Origin of the sequence: Sinanaerobacter chloroacetimidivorans, from assembly GCF_018128545.1 — a bacterium.
GTDB classification, from domain to species: domain Bacteria; phylum Bacillota; class Clostridia; order Peptostreptococcales; family Anaerovoracaceae; genus Sinanaerobacter; species Sinanaerobacter chloroacetimidivorans.
In genome coordinates this window covers 17,122-34,779 of sequence record NZ_JAGSND010000026.1, presented here as the reverse complement: position 1 = coordinate 34,779, position 17,658 = coordinate 17,122, and the positions used below count along the sequence as shown (strand labels likewise).

Annotated in this window: 19 protein-coding genes; 6 read left to right on the top strand and 13 right to left on the bottom strand. The window is 40.0% G+C overall.

The genetic code is table 11. The annotated features are described in order from the left end of the window. Window positions 1-125 precede the first annotated feature (125 nt). From KCX82_RS21485 to KCX82_RS21470, 4 genes are all read right to left on the bottom strand, one after another. A complete protein-coding gene (locus KCX82_RS21485; RefSeq protein ID WP_227020518.1) occupies window positions 126-941 on the bottom strand; it encodes a YfjL-like protein in 816 nt (271 codons plus the stop codon). 27 nt (window positions 942-968) lie between these two features. After that, on the bottom strand, window positions 969-1,934 hold the full coding sequence (locus tag KCX82_RS21480) for a hypothetical protein (RefSeq protein ID WP_227020517.1): 966 nt from the start codon (window positions 1,932-1,934) through the stop codon (window positions 969-971). A gap of 47 nt (window positions 1,935-1,981) precedes the next feature. Further along, a complete protein-coding gene (locus KCX82_RS21475; protein WP_227020516.1) occupies window positions 1,982-2,551 on the bottom strand; it encodes a YdcF family protein in 570 nt (189 codons plus the stop codon). A 337-nt stretch (window positions 2,552-2,888) separates the two neighbouring features. Next, on the bottom strand, window positions 2,889-4,394 hold the full coding sequence (locus KCX82_RS21470; RefSeq protein WP_227020515.1) for an amino acid permease: 1,506 nt from the start codon (window positions 4,392-4,394) through the stop codon (window positions 2,889-2,891). Window positions 4,395-4,663: 269 nt separating this feature from the next. On the opposite strand from KCX82_RS21470, the gene KCX82_RS21465 reads away from it, so the two are divergent. From KCX82_RS21465 to KCX82_RS21450, 4 genes are read left to right on the top strand one after another with little or no spacing between them, the layout of a single operon-like run. Then, window positions 4,664-5,203, top strand: coding sequence for an RNA polymerase sigma factor (locus tag KCX82_RS21465; protein ID WP_227020514.1), 540 nt, complete (start codon window positions 4,664-4,666; stop codon window positions 5,201-5,203). Continuing rightward, window positions 5,200-6,249 (top strand): hypothetical protein, encoded by a 1,050-nt coding sequence (locus KCX82_RS21460; RefSeq protein ID WP_227020513.1) that lies wholly within the window; start codon window positions 5,200-5,202, stop codon window positions 6,247-6,249. The genes KCX82_RS21465 and KCX82_RS21460 overlap by 4 nt, the downstream gene beginning before the upstream one ends. Before the next feature lie 12 nt (window positions 6,250-6,261). Continuing rightward, window positions 6,262-6,477, top strand: coding sequence for a hypothetical protein (locus KCX82_RS21455; RefSeq protein WP_227020512.1), 216 nt, complete (start codon window positions 6,262-6,264; stop codon window positions 6,475-6,477). Next, a complete protein-coding gene (locus KCX82_RS21450) occupies window positions 6,468-6,728 on the top strand; it encodes a hypothetical protein (RefSeq protein WP_227020511.1) in 261 nt (86 codons plus the stop codon). Before KCX82_RS21455 ends, KCX82_RS21450 begins: the two co-directional genes overlap by 10 nt. A gap of 110 nt (window positions 6,729-6,838) precedes the next feature. Here KCX82_RS21450 and KCX82_RS21445 read toward each other — a convergent pair whose 3' ends face one another. From KCX82_RS21445 to KCX82_RS21405, 9 genes are all read right to left on the bottom strand, one after another. Further along, entirely contained in the window at window positions 6,839-8,812 is a 1,974-nt protein-coding gene (locus tag KCX82_RS21445; RefSeq protein WP_227020510.1) for an FtsX-like permease family protein, read from the bottom strand. Beyond that, window positions 8,809-9,567 (bottom strand): ABC transporter ATP-binding protein, encoded by a 759-nt coding sequence (locus KCX82_RS21440; RefSeq protein WP_227020509.1) that lies wholly within the window; start codon window positions 9,565-9,567, stop codon window positions 8,809-8,811. The genes KCX82_RS21445 and KCX82_RS21440 overlap by 4 nt, the downstream gene beginning before the upstream one ends. An 88-nt stretch (window positions 9,568-9,655) precedes the next feature. After that, window positions 9,656-10,684: a sensor histidine kinase gene (locus KCX82_RS21435; protein WP_227020508.1), complete on the bottom strand. Its 1,029-nt coding sequence runs from the start codon at window positions 10,682-10,684 to the stop codon at window positions 9,656-9,658. Continuing rightward, window positions 10,681-11,355 carry a response regulator transcription factor gene (locus KCX82_RS21430; RefSeq protein ID WP_227020507.1) on the bottom strand — a complete coding sequence of 225 codons (675 nt, stop codon included), beginning with the start codon at window positions 11,353-11,355 and terminating at the stop codon, window positions 10,681-10,683. Before KCX82_RS21430 ends, KCX82_RS21435 begins: the two co-directional genes overlap by 4 nt. Window positions 11,356-11,366: 11 nt before the next feature. Beyond that, complete coding sequence (locus tag KCX82_RS21425) at window positions 11,367-11,858, bottom strand: prolyl-tRNA synthetase associated domain-containing protein (protein WP_227020506.1); 492 nt, start codon at window positions 11,856-11,858, stop codon at window positions 11,367-11,369. A 63-nt stretch (window positions 11,859-11,921) separates the two neighbouring features. Then, window positions 11,922-13,313, bottom strand: coding sequence for a [Fe-Fe] hydrogenase large subunit C-terminal domain-containing protein (locus KCX82_RS21420; RefSeq protein WP_227020505.1), 1,392 nt, complete (start codon window positions 13,311-13,313; stop codon window positions 11,922-11,924). Between the two features lie 96 nt (window positions 13,314-13,409). Next, entirely contained in the window at window positions 13,410-14,000 is a 591-nt protein-coding gene (locus tag KCX82_RS21415; RefSeq protein WP_227020504.1) for a PadR family transcriptional regulator, read from the bottom strand. A gap of 56 nt (window positions 14,001-14,056) precedes the next feature. After that, complete coding sequence (locus tag KCX82_RS21410) at window positions 14,057-14,635, bottom strand: hypothetical protein (RefSeq protein WP_227020503.1); 579 nt, start codon at window positions 14,633-14,635, stop codon at window positions 14,057-14,059. Window positions 14,636-14,673: 38 nt separating this feature from the next. After that, a complete protein-coding gene (locus tag KCX82_RS21405) occupies window positions 14,674-15,351 on the bottom strand; it encodes a TetR family transcriptional regulator (RefSeq protein WP_227020502.1) in 678 nt (225 codons plus the stop codon). A 151-nt stretch (window positions 15,352-15,502) separates the two neighbouring features. Between KCX82_RS21405 and KCX82_RS21400 the strand changes: the two genes are divergently transcribed. Next, window positions 15,503-16,159, top strand: coding sequence for a response regulator transcription factor (locus KCX82_RS21400; RefSeq protein ID WP_227020501.1), 657 nt, complete (start codon window positions 15,503-15,505; stop codon window positions 16,157-16,159). Between the two features lie 18 nt (window positions 16,160-16,177). After that, the gene (locus KCX82_RS23190) at window positions 16,178-17,611 is read left to right on the top strand and encodes a sensor histidine kinase (RefSeq protein WP_227020500.1); all 1,434 of its coding nucleotides are present in this window, start codon (window positions 16,178-16,180) and stop codon (window positions 17,609-17,611) included. Window positions 17,612-17,658: the final 47 nt, after the last annotated feature.

Genomic DNA, 17,658 nt, shown 5'->3' with positions numbered 1-17,658 from the left:
GAATGAGTCCTGTTGAATATCGAACTCATTCCCAAGTTGCTGCTTAAATTAACGTCCAACATTTGGGGTGCTGAACAGTTGAGAGGTTCTCTTCTTTTTGATTTAGTTTACATTATTTATCCATACTAATCTGTTTTATCTTCTTTGAGGGTAATCCTGATCCCTTCTTCAAATTCAGTCCTGTCTTTACTGTTTTCCGCAACTCCGTCCTCATTATGTACCCGGCCTTGATAAGCCTGTAACAGCCTTTGTTCCAACTCACCGCTTTCAATGTCAGAAGGTTTTACGCCATGGATCATGATCAGCTTATCTTCATATTCTGAAAAAATACCATAGCTGGAAAACACACATTCATTATCCAACAAAGCTTTATGCGCCTTTTCCAATATGTCGGTCAGGCGTTTGATTGACGGATCTATCCTGTCAGCTCTTATCATAATATTCATATCGATGGGAAGGTCGCGGCTGAATTGCATATCAATATCTATATCATCGTTGTTTTTTTCATCTTCCCATTTTTCCACCTGAACGTTAGAATCATTATTTTCCAAGCCCTCAATCTCTGATAGAATGGGCACTACCAGTTCGCCATATTCCTTTTCCAGTCTTGTAAGAGTATTGTATTTCCCCAAAACATAGGAATCATAATCATCCCATTGTACTTTTCCATCACTGTAATAGATTGCGAAATGGGTATCTACACTGGTTCTTGAACTGGCTCTTGCCACATATTCATTAAATTTAAAATTATAATGGGATTTTTCCAACTCTAATTCAAGCTCAGGATAAGTTTCTTCAACATATGCCTGTATGGCTCTATCTGCAAGGGCTGCCGATAACGGATTTCCTTTGAAGCCGTTGATTACATATAAAACCGTTCCGATTAATGTCGCTGCTATTAGAATTGTAAGTGTCCGGAGTATTATGTTTTTCTTTTTCAATTGTAATCCCTTTCCGAATCCTAATAATCACTCTTCATTTGGCATTGGTATTTCTTTTAAATTGTCTATGCTTTTTATTTCATATGTGAGCAAGGCTTTGGAAACAATCGGGTCTCCAAGATCTGGGTTAGCTTTTAGTATTTCTTTTTCCGTATACGATTGCATCACTAATGTTTCGTCTACTGTTACTTTTTTTAATGCAAAGGTGTTTTTATCAATCCATAATGAAATGGGAACAGGCTTTTCGGAATATGCAAGCTTTGGGATTCCTACTTTAATCTCAAGGAGATCACCGCCTGTTATTTCATTTTTTAAATCCTCAAGGGTCAGATTTTCTGAATCTGTTAACATTTTCCCCTCAACGTAAATTTTTCTAATATACTTTTGGTATGTTTCCAGTATGGTAGCCTGTTCAAGATACCCATCATATTTAAGAATGTTTTCATCCTTTACTTCGTCATTTTCAACGATCTTAAAAGAGTCAATATTGGACTTTAATAAATAAATCTGAGCATCAAAATTATTCCTTACCATATCAATGGCCAAATCAGCCTGTTCTTTTGGAGATATAGTGATTTTCTGCCATTCACCCAAGACAGGTTCATTACCTGTAGCGGCATCTTCAGTAGGGCTGTATCTCATGAATAAATCAATTTGATTATCATTTAATACTTGATATACTTCTCTCAACGATCTATATTGACCACCCTCAAAAATTCGTGTAGATGTTGAATCGGTTCTACTCCAGGTAGCAAAGGGTTCAAAAATTATCTTCTGTTCTGTTATCATTTGAGATAGGACTTTCTTGTCACCAAATGTTGTAGATTCAACTCTGCTTGTCGTTAATTCATAGCTGTTTATCTTTGACAGAAGATCAAAGGTTTGCAAAAGTACCTTGTCATCTCCCGAAGTATCAGAAATACTTTTATTTCCGCATCCAGATAAATTAAGTAGAAATAAAAATATAAGAATGAGAATTAATTGCTTTTTCATATACCCTCCATGTTTCTTTAAATCAAGGTTCCAGTTCTTTAAGGACGTTATATCATAAGATATTTATAGTATGCAGGAAACTCTCTTATTAACGAATATATGTCCCGGGCTTCATAGCTCGTGGAATGAACTGTATATACATCATCCAATCCAGCTTTATGAAATGCTAATCTTGTTCTCGTGATATGATAGAACTGAGAAATTACTGTAACGGTGTGAAAACCTCTCTGATCCATAATCTTTTTTGTATTCTTTGCCGTTGAATAAGTATCATTTCCTTCTTCGTCTACCATAATACAATCGCTAGAAATGCCTTTTTCCAGCAAGTATTCTTTCATTACGATTGCTTCACTATATCCTTCTTTCCCAAAGCCTCCGCTAACGATGATGTAATCGAAATACCCTTTTTCATATAATTCAATTGCTTTATTTAGTCTTCCTTGTAATCGAACTGAAGGGGTTCCGTTCGGCTCGATTTTGTTTCCCAAAACAACTACAACATCAGACTTACCAAGATCATCATTTAATCCGTCAATGGTAATTATTAACGTATGGATCACAAACCAGATGAGAAATATTGAAACTAGAATAGATATCACTCTTTTATATTTTTTCAAAACATCACCAAAAACGATTCCTTTGTTTCCATTATAAAATTAATCTATTTACCACATAATACCATATCAATTATTATATTTCACCACATAATGAAGATTAATTTCGGAAATATGGTTTCCAGATTTAGTATGTGAAAAAATAATAGATAGACCATACAAAAAAATACTGTATAATTTATCTATAATTGGGGCTGAAAAGCAGCCAAAAGCAATCATTTATTCTGTTTTTGGCTGCTTTCGCCGGATTACATCCGGTCTGAACAAACCTTTTTTAATTTCCGGTTTGTTCAGCAGCCCCTAGTTATAGTTTCGTTATTTTTGAGAGCCCTGCTTTCCGCTATTTCTTATTACAATCATCACTTTTATGCTTACTTGATTCAGGATCTCCCGGTTCATGAAGATTTTTCTCTTTCTTTTGATCAGTCCCGGCAGCATCCAATTCTTTGGAATACTCAGTGGAATATCCTGATCGTATCACCCTGCTTTTTAATGGGGTTTTTACTTCACTTCCTTTTTTTGAGGGTTTTACATAGGTGACTGCTACAAAAGCAAGTATATAGAATACTGTCATGATAAGGCCGGCCACAAGTCCCGATGCCTGGCCTTCAATAAAGGGCATACTGATGATAATCAGCACAATGCTGAATAATGCAATCCATGAAGTATAGGGATACCCTGGCATTTGGCATTTCCCCTCGGGAGGACAGCCATGCTCTCTGCGAAACTTAATATGTGTCGCTATAATCACCACATACGTAAAGAGAAGCGCAAAGCCTCCGGAACTGATCAGAAACAAATAGACTCTCGGCAGCAAGAAACCCATTCCAAGTCCTGCAAGCATTGCAAAACCTGAAAACAGGATCCCTCGATAAGGAACGTTTTTTTCATCTTTCAATAGACTCGGTGCAAGACCCTCATCTGCGAGAGAACGCATCATCCTGCCGATGCCGAACATAGCGGCCAGCATGGTAGATAAAATAGCAGTGATTAAGACAAAATTTAAAACTGCTCCGGCCCATCCCATTCCCCATCGGTTCATGGCAGCCACCATAGGACTGATTTCCTCACTCAGAATGGATGTCGGTATAAGCGGCAGCAGCACTGCCACAGAAAGAATATAAAAACCCACCAGGCATAATACTGTATTGCGAATGGCTTTCGGTACCGTTTCCTGGGGATTATCGGTTTCCGAGGCTGCCAACCCAATAATTTCAAAACCTGCATAAGAAAACATAACGATCAGCATACTGCCGGCAATACTGGTAATGCCGCCGGGCATCAAGGGTTCTCTCGTCAATTCCCCAGCACCGATAGGCGTATCTTTTAACAGGAATCCCATTATCAGCAACAACCCTATTACGATAAAGGAAGCAATCGCAAGCAGCTTAACAGCTGCCAGTCCGCTTTCCAGTTTGCTTAACCTATCAGCGCCAAGCAGGTTGAGAAGCGTGACTGCTATAATAATAATGCCGCCCAGCAAAGGGATAGAGATTCCAGGAATCCATTCTCTAATTAAAATGGAAACTGCTGTAGCTTCACTTGACATGGCTAAAACCATTCCGGTCCAATACAGCCATCCTACGACAAACCCCGCTCCGTGGCCAAAGGCTTGTGCGGCAAAGGTTCTGAAAGAACCGGAATCCGGGTTTGCCACCGTCATTTCGGACAAGGCAAAAAGAATAAAATAGACAAGTGCACCACCTAATATATAAGATATTAATATAGACGGTCCGGCTGCGTTGATGGCTACTGCTGATCCCAGAAAAAAGGAACCGCCCACAACCGTGCCTAAAGCCATCATGGTAAGCTGCCAAGCCGATAAACCTTTTATATGATTCTCCATAACAATCTCCTTCTATTTTGAATTGCTCACCGGGGTGATTTTTATAACATAGTAACATCAAAGAAAGCACATGAATCGGTGTCGCCCCTGAGGCGGCGTTCCGTCATTTTTACTTTTTTTATTATTCCAAAATTCGATAAATACATGAGGAGAAATAACAGTTGATAATTTGCGGTTGATTTTTTTTATTTAATACTATCTTTTTGGGTTATTCAATCGTTACTATAGTAGAACCCAAATCTGATATTCTATAGTATAAGGGGGACGCTTTGGAAGAGATAAGAAATAAAGAACTACTCGGGAAAATTGCTCAAGGGGAGGAGCAAGCATTTATAGTCCTTTATGAGGAAACTCGTAAGGATATTTTTGCCTTTGCACTAAGTATTTTAAAGAACTATCACGACGCCGAAGATGTCATGCAAGAGGTTTTTATGAAGGTAAAATTGCAGGCTGGGGTATGTAAAGATTTTGAGAATATCAATGGTTGGCTGATCCGAGTTACAAAAAACACGGCGCTTGATTTAATCAGGAAAAAGAAGAAACAGGTCATCGATGAGGAGCTTGCCAAGGATAGCATCCATGCAAAGGAAGAAAGTACAATTGCAGATTATTCCATCTTTATAAGCGAACTTTTTAATGAACTCAAGGACGAGGAAAGGCAGATCGTGGTCCTTCATCTGATTTCCGACTTGACACATAAAACCATTGCAAAAACTTTAGGTCTACCGCTGACTACGGTAAAATGGCGCTATCGGAAAGCAATCCTGCAGTTAGAAAAGATTTCAAAGAAAAAGGAGTGGGAGTTATGAGGAATTTTGAAAAAAAACTTGCCCTGAAACTGAAGGAAGAAGCAGAAAGGATTGTGCCCGAATGCCGGGAGTTTGATATAGAAATAAAAGAAGATACAGAAGAAGAAAATCAGCGCTTAAATTCGGACATTCAGAAAAAAAGGCTGATATCACCAAAAAGAATGATCGCATCCGCAGCTGCTGTGATTCTTCTTTTTCTATCAATTTTTAGTATTGATTATTTCTTTGAAAGCAAAGGAAGCGATTATAGTTTTCAAATCATTTCGTTTGCAGGCAGTGACAGTATAGATAGCAATCAAATGGAAGAGAGACTTTTGGAGGCAAATTTATCTATGGTAATGCCCAATGGTCAAATTACTCTCAATCCGTATCCGGATACGCAGGATGCATGGGCTTACGGATGGGGGACTGCGAGTTTCTACGTGACAGGGAAAGACATTGCACGTGTTACCTATTCTCTTAAAAATGGTATGATACATCATTATGATCTCGCCATGGAGTACAAACAAAATATAGAAGGAAATCCTGTACGGATTGAATTTTTTCTTCCTTATACAGTGCTTCATCTGGATGAAACTGCCGAATACCATTTATATACAGAAAGATTAAAGGAGCTGTGGAACAGCGGTGAAAGCCCTGAACTTGAAGCGGTAAAGAAGGGTTATTTTGCAGGAAAAAGCCTGGACATAGAGAATTATACGATTATGAATTTTGTCGGAACATGGAAGGCTGCACAAACCGGCGGAAGATACTTCAGATTTAGAGATATTGCCTTAGATGAGCAATTAAACAAGGAGTCGCACAAGGTAACGGTAGAATACTATCATTTTGATTACGGGAAAAATTTCAATTTTAGTGATTCGATTTACAGTGTCTCATGGAGTCCAACGTTTAAACCGTACTCAATGATAGGTGTTACAAATCCTAAAGATCTGCCAGGGGACGAAATGACCATTACGATAGAACTTCAAAACGGAGAAATAATAAAAAAAGTAATATTGTTAAGCTTTGATGAACAGGGGTATGTGGTGGCCAAAATAAAGTAGTGGAGGTTAACTATGAAAAGAATAATCATACTGCTTATTCTGATAATCAGTATTTTAACGGCTTGTATAAATTCATCTGAAGTATTGCTCTATCATCAATTGCCGAAGGATTATACCTTGGAAGAAGCAAAAGCGGACGGTTGTGTGGTCTATGAGGATTTAGACATCACCAGCGGACAGCCGGTTTGGGATAAATTTATTATCCTATTCTTTATTGCATGGAATTAAGCTATGATGGAGAAAAATATACGCTTTTACAAACAGAAGACGGAAAAGAATATGTCGATGCATACAATTATCTTGTAAAATATACTGGCGAACCACGCGGTAACTCTGCAACCTTTTCAGAGTATACTTATTATGTCCTTGTAAATGACAGCTCCCTTACTTGGCAGGATATTGAAAATGGTATGTTAAGCTCCCAGTCAGGAGCTTGGATTGATCATCGTACGGTGTATTCCGACTTGACTTACAAATGAGGCAAGCCCAATATGAGGCTTGCCTTTTGCTTGGCTCAGATAAGATTACCTACGACTTATTGAACGGTTTTCTTAACTCTATTTAGCTCTATTTAACTCTATCTTTGAACTTATTTAACAGCTCTGGCATACTGATTCTTCGTAATCATATAGAAAATCCCATAGATCACTGCATAAACTCCATACATAACCGAGGAAAATCCCAATACGGTAAGGTAAGAATGGCCCCCCCGAATCATATTGGAAAAGACTACGGTATCTGCGGTTTTCATGGCGAAGACGCTATGAATGATCCCCATAACGAGAGGGATAAAAAATACCGGCAGAAGACGTTTTTTAATGATTTGCTTTTCCATACCGGAGTCCAACCCGATTTTTCTGAGCATTTTATATTGATGCTTTTCCTCTTCTGCAGCCATAACCTGCTTGAAATATAACAGACTTGCCGTCATAAGGATAAAGACTGCACTCATGAAGAATCCGATAAAACAGATCAGTCCGAAGGTTTCCAGAGATTCATTGTAAAGGTTGTAAGCCGTTCTGTATTGTACCCCTTGTGACGAGAGGAAAGACTCCAGATCGTTATTGAGAGCTTTTGAATCCAGTGAGTTTTTATAATTAACGAGCATTCCGTACATGGCAGACTGCGGTTCTTCACCGATCTTTCCACTGACGATGTCGCCTCTTTGAAGCAGCTCGTTAAAATCGCCGTCATTCAATATCAGGACATGATTTTCACCAAAGGATACCGCACCCGATCTGAGGACTTCCTCTATGGCAATCTTCTTTTCTGAGAAGGTCAGCACCTGCCCTTTCATGGCTTCTTCTATATCATCAGCAGAGTAAGGATACAGGTATACTACCTGCCCTGCATCTGCTTCAACGGGCTTCAGATTGCTTTTGGAATAGGAGATCAACTGATTGTAGTCCGATTGTGAATACACTCTATAGGTATGCTCTCCCTCTGAAAGAAATTCATATCCGTCTACCATTACGGCCTCGGAGTTTACTGCGGCAGAATAAAGCTTCGCTTGATAGCTGTCAATTGCTTCGCTTTTGTGTTCTTTAATAATTTTCAAGACCTCATCCATAAGTATTTCATCTGTTCCATAGAAGGAAAGATCGTATCCCGTTACGGCATAGGTGTTTTTTTCAATATTGCTGTATAGGGTGAACCCTGTGGCAATGGCTGTTGTGGCCACTGCCGACAGCACCGCAATGGTAGCCATAACGGAAGCTATGGATTTCATTCGATGACCGAAGGATGTGGCAGAAACCAGATTAACACCTTTATAATAGGTGCTTTTATTTTTCGCAATGATACTTAAAACTTTCGGCAGGCCTCCCCAGAAAAATAAGTAGGTACCGGAAATTACAAGAAGAAGAATCGGTATGGCTCCCAGTACAACAACCATCGCATTATGATTGCATGCGAGGATATACCCTGCCCCTATCAGCAGTACTGACAGCACCAAAACAAGGACAGAACCTTTGGATCTTCCTTCCGATAATTTCTCTGCTTTAAATAAATCCACCAGCTCGAATTTATGAATGACCCAAAGCCCCGAAAGCCCCATGATACAGAAGATAAAGAGAAAAATGGCAGCCGTCAGGATCATGGACATCGGATCGATAGAAAATGCCACATCACCGATAAAATTCGAAAGAGAAAGATTCAGCAGAAACATAGCCGTCAGTTTGGAGAAGAAAATACCGGCCCCGATCCCGACAAGCAAGGTCAGAATTCCTACCATCATGGTTTCTATAAAGAGCAAACCACCGATCTTTCCATTGGTCATTCCAAAGAGTGAATAGGTGGAGATTTCCTTTTTCCGAGCTTTGATGAAGCTGTTATTGGAGCTGATCAGATAGAAAAGTACAAAGACAAGGATAATCACTCCGAACGAACTCAACAATGCCTGATACCTGGTATCATATTGAAAAGCCATCTTCACATACTCATTCTGCATCAGTGCAAGAAAGGTATAGGCAGTAAACACGCTAAAGCTCATGGAGAAAAAATACATGATATATTTTTTATGATTCAAGCGGATATTGCGCAGGGCAAGTGTAAACAAATTCATTCTCTTTCCCCTCCCAATATGCTCATCACATCGATGATGGAATCGAAAAACTGTTTTCGATCCTTACCGGCATACAATTCGTTGTAAATTTCGCCATCACGAATAAACAGGATTTTCTGGCAATAGCTGGCTGCAAAGACATCATGGGTTACCATCAGGATCGTTGCCTGATATTCTGTGTTAATATAGGAGAGCAGCTTCAGCAGGTCTTTACCCGACTTTGAATCAAGATTCCCTGTCGGCTCATCTGCCAGGATAAGCTTTGGCGTATTGATCAAAGCCCGGCAGGCGGCCGCTCGCTGCTGTTCTCCGCCGGAAACCTCGTAGGGATACTTGTCCAGCACCGGTACGATGCCAAGATCTCCGGCTAAAGATGCAAGCTTCTCCTCAATTTCATGAACAGCTTTGCCTTTCAAAGCCAATGGAAGAATGATATTTTCTTTTAACGTCATAGTTTCTAACAGGTTGTAGTCCTGAAAAATAAAACCGATATGATCCATTCTATGCTTTGCAAGCTGATGATTGTTCAGAGCAGAAATGTCTGTTCCGCTCATGAGATACCTTCCGGTGGTAGGTTTATCTATGCTGCCAAGGATATTGAGCAGTGTTGTTTTTCCTGAACCGGAAGCTCCCATGACTCCGATAAATTCCCCCTGATTTACCTCAAAGCTGATATTCTTCAGAGCCGTATATTTTCTGGAATTTTTTCTGACTCCATAGATTTTGCTTAAATTTTCTACTTTTAAAATTTGCATTCCAATACCTCCTTTGTATGATGACCCCATTATAACCCGACAGTATTACAGGATGAAATCGATTCACCTTACGATTCAGGTTTGTTTCTTACATTTTTGTCACTTGATGCAAATTTGTATCTTCAAAGAAGGTTAATGTGAACATTGCGTGCTCGTTGTATTTTGACTGAACAGTCAGTTTAATTCCCAACAGGTCTGCAATCCGTTTTGAAAGGTATAATCCATAACCGGTAGCCTTTGCACCTGCTCTATTTTCAGAGGATGTATACCCCTTTTGAAAAACCTGCCCGATGTCAGCTTCCAGAATTCCTCTTCCGGTATTATATACGGAAATCGTCGTTGCCAATTCACCCGGTGTCGTGGTGATGATGATATTTCCTTCATCCGGGGTATATTTTACCGCATTGGAGATCAATTGTGACAGGATGTATCCGCTCCACTTTTCATCTGTTATAATTTCACAAGACTTTCCTTCCAGGGAAATACCGATTCTTTTATAACTGAAAAAATTAGAATACCCTTTTAATGCTTGGGCAATGAGTTTTTTGGTGCTCACCTTAGATATTTTAAAATCATCTGAAAAACGATTGGATTTCAATTCGTAAAAGACTCTCTGAATGGATTCTTCTATGGAAAAGAGCTCTGTATAAAGATCCTGATAAAATTTCCCGGGCAATTCCGTTTCATAATTTTCCAGTATCAGCTTTGCTGCAGAAATAGGCACCTTTACATCATGGAGCCATTTGGTGATGAACTCCATTTCTTCTGCTGATTTTCTTTCTATTTCCGCTTTATAGGCCTGATTTTCAGCAGCCAGAAGGCTTACCATTTTCCCATGATATAAGTCCATTGGATAAGCAAAATCATCAGGTTCATGAGAAGAAGTATTCAGCCGGCAATATTCCTCAAAGCTCTTTACTCTTCTCTTTAGGGTTCTGTAATCGAAAAATACAAAAATAATAAAGATAAGACACCACCAGGTCGAGATGTATCCGGCGTTGGACTCCCGGATTTGAAAGCTGTTATCGAGAAAATATACTACAGCAGCAAATAAAAAAGCAAAGAGAATGAAGCCATAAGTCATCCATCTTTCCTTTATATAATCCTTGAAACTCATAATAATCGATACCCTTCCCCTTTGATTGTTTTAATAGAACCTTCCAGTCCGAGTTCATCCAGCTTCCGTCTCAGCCGGTTCACGTTCACCGTTAAGGTATTATCATCAACAAAGCTCTCATCATCCCAAAGATCCTTCATCAGTCTTGTCCTGGATACCAGTTTTCCGGGGTTGCGAAGCAGCAGGGTCAATATTTTGCATTCATTTTTTGTGAGTTCTGTTTCCTTGTCACCATAGAAAACCTGATGGCGTTCCAGATTCAGGACCATGTCCTTATATTGCAGTATATTTAAAGTCTGATCCACGTAAGAATAGGCTCTTCTAAGGATTGCCGACACCTTGGCGATAAGCAGATCCATAGAGAATGGTTTTTCTATGTAGTCGTCACCTCCCTGTGTTATAGCTCTGATTTTATCGGAATCCGTATCTCTGGAGGAAATAAAAACAATGGGCAGGTGAGAGAATTCTCTGATCCTGGCACACCAGTAAAAACCGTCATAGTTTGGCAGATTGATATCCATCAATACCATATGGGGTTCAAAAGCAATAAAGTCCGGGAGTACATCACTGAAATCCTCAACAGCTTTTGTTTCATATCCCCATTTTTTAAAATTTTCTTCCATAATGGAAGAGATTTTTCCGTCGTCTTCCACGATCAATATTCTATACATGATTGTTCCCCCTAGATTTTGATAAAAAAGACTTGATTTCCATGGTCCAGGATCACTCGGTACAAATCCGAAAAGGAAATCATAATGGTTGCGCTGTTATCATTGGGATGGATTCCCATCCGCTTTTTCTCCTGCAAGTCCTCATCAAAGACCACCTCAACATGACAAGCTTCATCGTTTAGAATCCCCATGGGCGTTACCGCCCCCTTGGTGAGTTTCAAGCACTTATGCAAGCTGTCTTCTGAAGCAAAGCTCAAAGAAGAGCAGCCGAGCTGACTCCTGATTTCCTTAAGATCAGCCTTTTTATTGTGGCACATAACCACCAGAAAATGCCGTTTGCCCTTTCCGTCCCTGAGAAAAAGATTTTTCACTACATCTTTCTTATTTTCTATTTCCGTAAGCTGCTCCATTTCATCAATAGTAAAAACAGCCGGATGGTCGATAACTTGAAAGGAGATTTCTTTACTATTTAAAAATTGATAAACTTTCTGTTTCTGATCCATATTCCGTCTCCTCACCTGCTGCCCAGGATCCTGCGGGCAATTTACCACAGTCAGGCACTTGATTTACTCCCGGGACAACAATTTTTTCATATCCTCATTCTGGGTAATTTCTTCTATGGAAGAAATACCTAGCTGCTTTAAGATTTTCATAACATTTAAGTTATCAAACGGGGTAAGGATAAAGGAGTCTTCCCCAAATTCGTTGACCATTGCGGTTGCTTTCACCGTATCAATATTGGTTCTTGGGCCTCCCACACAGCCCCCGGGGCATCCCATACCTTCTATAAAGTTTGCATCGATATCTTCATGACGGGAAAGAGCATCCAGAATTGCTTTGCATTCCTTGACTCCATCCACCTTTTTTGCTTTCAGCTTAATAACCCTGCTGGGTTCCAGCCTGTTTACCACTGTTTTTACAGAAAAGCTAACGCCTCCTTTTCTGGCATAAAGCCTTCCGCCCAAAGAGGCATGGTCCTTATCCAGAGGAGAGAGCTCCTCAAGATTGATTTCAAGGGCGGCAAAGATTTCCTGAAGCTCCCGGAAGTTGATCACATAATCAATAGCGCCCTTTAGGTCCGGTTCCAGCGCTTCCGATTTCTTCGCAATACATGGAGAAATAAATACGACCTTTGCATTGGGATACAATCTTTTCAGGATCCTGCCGGATGCAATCATCGGTGATATGGAAGGTGATAAATGCTCATAAATATCAGGATAGTTCTTTTTGATCATATTAAACCAGACAGGGCAGCAGCAGCTTGTCAGGAAAAAGTCCTCTTTCTTTTTTACTAATTTGTTAAATTCAAAAGCTTCCTTTATCGTAAGAATATCTGCAAAAAGAGCAATTTCAATCATATCCTCAAAGCCCATCATTTTAAAGGCAGTCCGCAGTTTTCCCATGGTGACGTTATCGCCGAACTGACCTACGATAGCCGGTGCTGCGGCGGCGAATACAGGTTCTTTACTTTCCTTTAGAAGGTCAACGATGGGCAGAAACTCAATCTTTTCCGCAATAGATCCAAAATCACAGCTCGATGCACAGTACCCGCATTCCAAGCAATCATCATCGCCCTCTTCGTCCTCTTCTTTGGTTCTGCTGTAAAGCAACGTTTCATATTTCCCCATAGACACACACTCACAGCTATGTCTGTCGCAATACTCACAGGGACCCTCAATTTTTGCTACCACCGGTTTACTGATTTCTCTGCTGCTTTTGACGAGATCCAATTCCTCTCGGAAGTCCGCATTGCCAGTAGGCTCCAGCCCCATAGCCAGTCTGATGTGGTCCTGAATAAAGGTCTTTTCTTCCGGGTGAAATCCATATCGCCTCATGATATCTTCCGTCAGCTCGTCCAGATCTGTAACAGTGTTCAGTCTTCCGTTCCAGTATCTCTTTACCAGTTCACCAAAAATATGCATTCTCTTCTCATTAAAATCAAGATATTTATCATCCATCGATCTCATTCTCCTTTATACCCTAAAATATGTAAAATGATCAGATCATGCATACATACTCTTTGTGTATCCAATGATTCGATTATTATACGGGGATCATTTGGATCCCCCCCTTATTCTACGCTTCAGAAGTTCGCCGATGCATTCTTTCGCCCATTGTATCAGTACTTCATTTGTCATCATGGCTCTTTTTATAATAAAATTCCAATAAAGTTCATCCTTTTGATCTGAGGTTTTTTCAGTTGTCTTTTTAATGCTGCGGTTCAACTCCATGACAGCGGTCTTTTGGCGGTCCATGATTTTACCGAATTCTTCCCGTTCCTTTACAAACTTTTGAAATTGCCTGATCATTTCCGCATCGTCCAGTTGTGATCCGAAAAAGATCCGTAATGCGAACTCATCTCTCTTTGGGGATGCAAAGTTTTCCGGAAAATCCTCCAGCCATTGAACAAAAGCTTCTTTGCCCTCATCTGTAATGTAATAAATTCTTTTATCCGGCCGGTCATCCTGCTTCTCTATCTCCGAAGTAACAAATCCCTTTTTCTCCAGTATACCTAATTCTCTGTAAATCTGGCTCAGGCTTGCAGTCCAGGAGTAGTTGACAGACTTGTCAAATATTTTTCCCAGCTGGTAACCGGTCATAGGCGAATAGGTCAAGATGCCTAAAACTGCATTTTGCAATGACATAGAAAGCCTCCTTATATAACTTGTATCATATTATTATACTTGTTATATAACACTTCTTATATATTGTCAAGTATGCAGCCTTTTTTTATTCGTACTGTAAAGTCAAAAAAAGAAATCAAGTAAATTACCGTTTTATGTTCTGAAATTCCGAGCCTGCGAAACCCCATTTTCTCTGAAAATTTCTCTCCCTGCTTTGTTACATTGCTTGTAATCACAGAATCAATGACAATTCCTTTCTCAACGTAGGAAAGATAATAATTCAGATGCGCCTTCAGAAGCATATCCAAGGCTTCGGTTTTTCTATAGGATTCCTCTACAACGACACAGGACAGTAAAAGATTGATACGGTCGCCCGGATTTAATTGGTCCATCTTTACCATATCATCCGTCGTAAGATATTTGTCGTTGAAGATCCCGCTTTTTATTCCCTCGAAAACGTTTTGCTTAACAGGCAATAAATCCATAAAGGCTATAATTTTTCCCTGATCCTCCAGCACCATCCCGGTCTGGGGGTTTTCAAGATGCCATAGATAAGCCTCCTCATGAGGGGTAACATGTTCTTCTGCATAATATCTAAGCTCCAGTTTTTCCATTTCAATGAAATCTTCCATTGTTTTTTCATTCTTTATTTTCATGGAATCCCTCCAGTTTCCAAAGAAACGCAAAATACTTTTTATTTTTTGTCTGCGGGAAGGTACGGCTGAAAGATCCGGTCAATAAAGTCAAATGCCAGCTCCCTGTTATCTTTTTTATCAGCAGGCATATAGTCCGTTATCCGGAAAAAGCTCAGACCATAGATCATGGAAAGCAATGCATAAGCAGTCTCTTTCTCGTCCAGCTGAGATGCGGAATATACCTTCTTTGCAAACTGCACGAGAATAGAAATGCCTTCCACGTCGTCTGCGAAGATATTCTTCATCATGAGCTTCAGTTCCTCATCATTGGCAGCCTTTGAAATAAACTGAATAAACAGCTTTGCCATTTTATCGTGTGGCAAGTGAATGCGATCTTTTTCACTTAAAAGGGAAACATTAATTGTCCGGTCGCCTTGACTGCTGTCCAGAGGAGGAAGATATGCTTCCACCACGGTACGGATCATTTGAAGCGGCTCCATTTCCGGTTTGATGGAACTGCTGATTTTTACTTTGTAGGTAGACATAAAGGCTTTGAGGCATTCGGAAATCAACTTTTTTTTTGTTTTAAAATAATAAGCGACAATGCCCTTCGAGAATCCTGCTTTGGCAGCAACCATATCTAAAGTCATATTATCGATGCCATATTCGCAGATACATTCCAAGGCAGCATTGATGGTTTCAGCCCTCCGAATCGGTTCCATTCCAACTTTAGGCATATCATACCTCCTATATTTTTTAATTTGACCGTGTAGTATAAATTAAATATAGCTTTAAAATAGGGTCATGTCAATAGAAATAAGTATCTTTTATGATGCAACTTTGATACACTTTTGATGTAAAATGAAAAGGCAAGGAGGGGGGAACTATATGAATAAGATACTCATCGTAGAAGATGAAAAAGCAATTTCGAATTTGATCAGAACGAACCTTTCAGACGCCGGTTATCGTTGTACCTGTGCCTTTGACGGCCTTGAAGCCGCAGATATAATAGAAAATGAAACCTTTGATTTAGTTTTACTCGATATCATGCTGCCAAAAGTGAATGGTTACGAATTAATAGAATACGTTGCCCCTATGGAGATTCCCGTCATATTTCTTACTGCCAAATCCAATGTGCAGGATAAAGTGAAAGGGTTAAGGCTGGGCGCCGAGGATTATATCGTAAAGCCCTTTGAAATTATTGAACTTCTGGCAAGAGTGGAAACCGTTCTGAGACGCTATAATAAAAACAGCAGGGTTTTGGAAATAAATGATCTTACCATTGACACCCTTTCAAGAGTCGTGAAAAAAAACGGGGAAGTGATCAATCTGACTATAAAAGAATATGAACTGCTTCTCCTGTTTATCCAGAATAAAAATATTGCTTTATTCAGGGATCGTATCTATGAAAAAATATGGGGAGACGATGAAATGGGCAATAGCAGGACAGTAGATCTTCATGTTCAAAGGCTGCGTAAAAAAATCGAATGGGAGGACAAGCTTGTAGCAGTCTATAAAATTGGCTACAGACTGGAAACAGAATAGATGAATTTCTTTTGGAAAGTGTTTTTTAGTACAATCTTAATTTCGGCCATCACTTTTAGTGTTGGCAGTTTTCTTCTTATTGATTTTCAGTTTCGCTCCACTCTCAATCGGGAAATAACCGCAGCCTACGAAGAAAACGATATCCTGCGGTTTGCGATGAATAAAGAACTGGAAACCATCAATGACAGGCTGCTTTACAAATACGATACCGATTCTGCCGACAAGCTGGAAGCGGTTCGGAATCAATTGATTCTCCAGGTGGCTCAGTCAGCAACCATTAATACTTCTAAAGGAACCATTCCATTTCGTCTCAATGACAGCGCATATCATATGGTTTTTGACAGCATCAACATGGATGTTGATAACAGTATCCTGAAGCAGTTGTCCGATCGTCAAACGGGTTATGAAATTGTAAAATCAGATTCCCATTACTATATTCATACGGCAGGACCTGTGACGATTCAGGTTGAGACCTTATACCTGGAAAATTTCCGCGATATCACTTTCTTGTTCGAAAGCAGAAAAGATCAGTATCAGACCTTTTATTACCTGATGTTCGCCATGGTTGCCATAAGCGGGCTGGTTGTCTTTGTGGTCTCCCGTTGGCTTACAGGTCCGTTGAAAAAGCTCTCCAGAGCAACCAAGCAGATCGCAAATGGAAAGTTTGATCAAAGGGTGTCCATCCAGAGCCGTGATGAAATCGGCAAACTGTCAAAGGATTTTAACAAGATGGCAGTTAAGCTGGAGCAGATGGTGGAAGAATTGAGAGAGGCATCAAGACGCCAGGAGGATTTTGTGGACAGCTTTGCCCATGAACTGAAAACCCCTCTTACTTCCATAATAGGCTATGCAGATATGCTCCGTTCCAAAAAAATGGATCCGGAGCAAGTTATTTTATCTGCAAACTATATCTTTGAAGAAGGCAAACGTCTGGAATCTCTTTCTATGAAGCTCATGGATATGATTATTTTGAAAAATCAGCAATTTTCCATGAAACACATCCATGCCCGGGATTTCTTTGCGTCAATACAGGGAGCAATGCTGCCTTTATTTGAAAAAGAAAACATTTCTTTTTCCGTCCGCGCCGAGGATGCAATTCTGCTGATGGAACCGGATTTGATGAAAACAGTTTTCTTAAACCTATTGGACAACTCACGAAAAGCAATGGATCGAGGCGGATATATCGCTCTCCTGGGAAAATGGGATGCAGATCATTATATTATCATCGTTGCCGATAACGGCAAGGGTATGGAAGAATCGGAACTGTCAAAAATTACGGAAGCTTTCTATATGGTGGATAAATCCAGGGCAAGAGCACAGGGCGGAGCCGGCTTGGGGCTGGCAATCTGCTCAGAAATCCTGAAGCTGCATGGAGCGGCTATGGAATTTCAAAGCGTCCCCGGAGAAGGCACTACCGTTACGATTCAACTGAAAGGGGCTGAAAAAATATGAAAAGACTGCAGGCATTTATAGTATTTCTCCTTTTTTTCACGGTTTTG

Coding starts and splice junctions, on each gene's coding strand:
- KCX82_RS21470 (WP_227020515.1), bottom strand. CDS start 4,394: ATGGAGAATCATATAAAAGGTTTATCGGCTTGGCAGCTTACCATGATG.
- KCX82_RS21460 (WP_227020513.1), top strand. CDS start 5,200: ATGAGGAATTTTGAAAAAAAACTTGCCCTGAAACTGAAGGAAGAAGCA.
- KCX82_RS21405 (WP_227020502.1), bottom strand. CDS start 15,351: ATGCCTAAAGTTGGAATGGAACCGATTCGGAGGGCTGAAACCATCAAT.
- KCX82_RS21450 (WP_227020511.1), top strand. CDS start 6,468: ATGGAATTAAGCTATGATGGAGAAAAATATACGCTTTTACAAACAGAA.
- KCX82_RS21410 (WP_227020503.1), bottom strand. CDS start 14,635: ATGAAAATAAAGAATGAAAAAACAATGGAAGATTTCATTGAAATGGAA.
- KCX82_RS21400 (WP_227020501.1), top strand. CDS start 15,503: ATGAATAAGATACTCATCGTAGAAGATGAAAAAGCAATTTCGAATTTG.
- KCX82_RS21420 (WP_227020505.1), bottom strand. CDS start 13,313: ATGGATGATAAATATCTTGATTTTAATGAGAAGAGAATGCATATTTTT.
- KCX82_RS21435 (WP_227020508.1), bottom strand. CDS start 10,684: ATGAGTTTCAAGGATTATATAAAGGAAAGATGGATGACTTATGGCTTC.
- KCX82_RS21440 (WP_227020509.1), bottom strand. CDS start 9,567: ATGCAAATTTTAAAAGTAGAAAATTTAAGCAAAATCTATGGAGTCAGA.
- KCX82_RS21415 (WP_227020504.1), bottom strand. CDS start 14,000: ATGTCATTGCAAAATGCAGTTTTAGGCATCTTGACCTATTCGCCTATG.
- KCX82_RS21430 (WP_227020507.1), bottom strand. CDS start 11,355: ATGTATAGAATATTGATCGTGGAAGACGACGGAAAAATCTCTTCCATT.
- KCX82_RS21425 (WP_227020506.1), bottom strand. CDS start 11,858: ATGGATCAGAAACAGAAAGTTTATCAATTTTTAAATAGTAAAGAAATC.
- KCX82_RS21455 (WP_227020512.1), top strand. CDS start 6,262: ATGAAAAGAATAATCATACTGCTTATTCTGATAATCAGTATTTTAACG.
- KCX82_RS21445 (WP_227020510.1), bottom strand. CDS start 8,812: ATGAATTTGTTTACACTTGCCCTGCGCAATATCCGCTTGAATCATAAA.
- KCX82_RS21480 (WP_227020517.1), bottom strand. CDS start 1,934: ATGAAAAAGCAATTAATTCTCATTCTTATATTTTTATTTCTACTTAAT.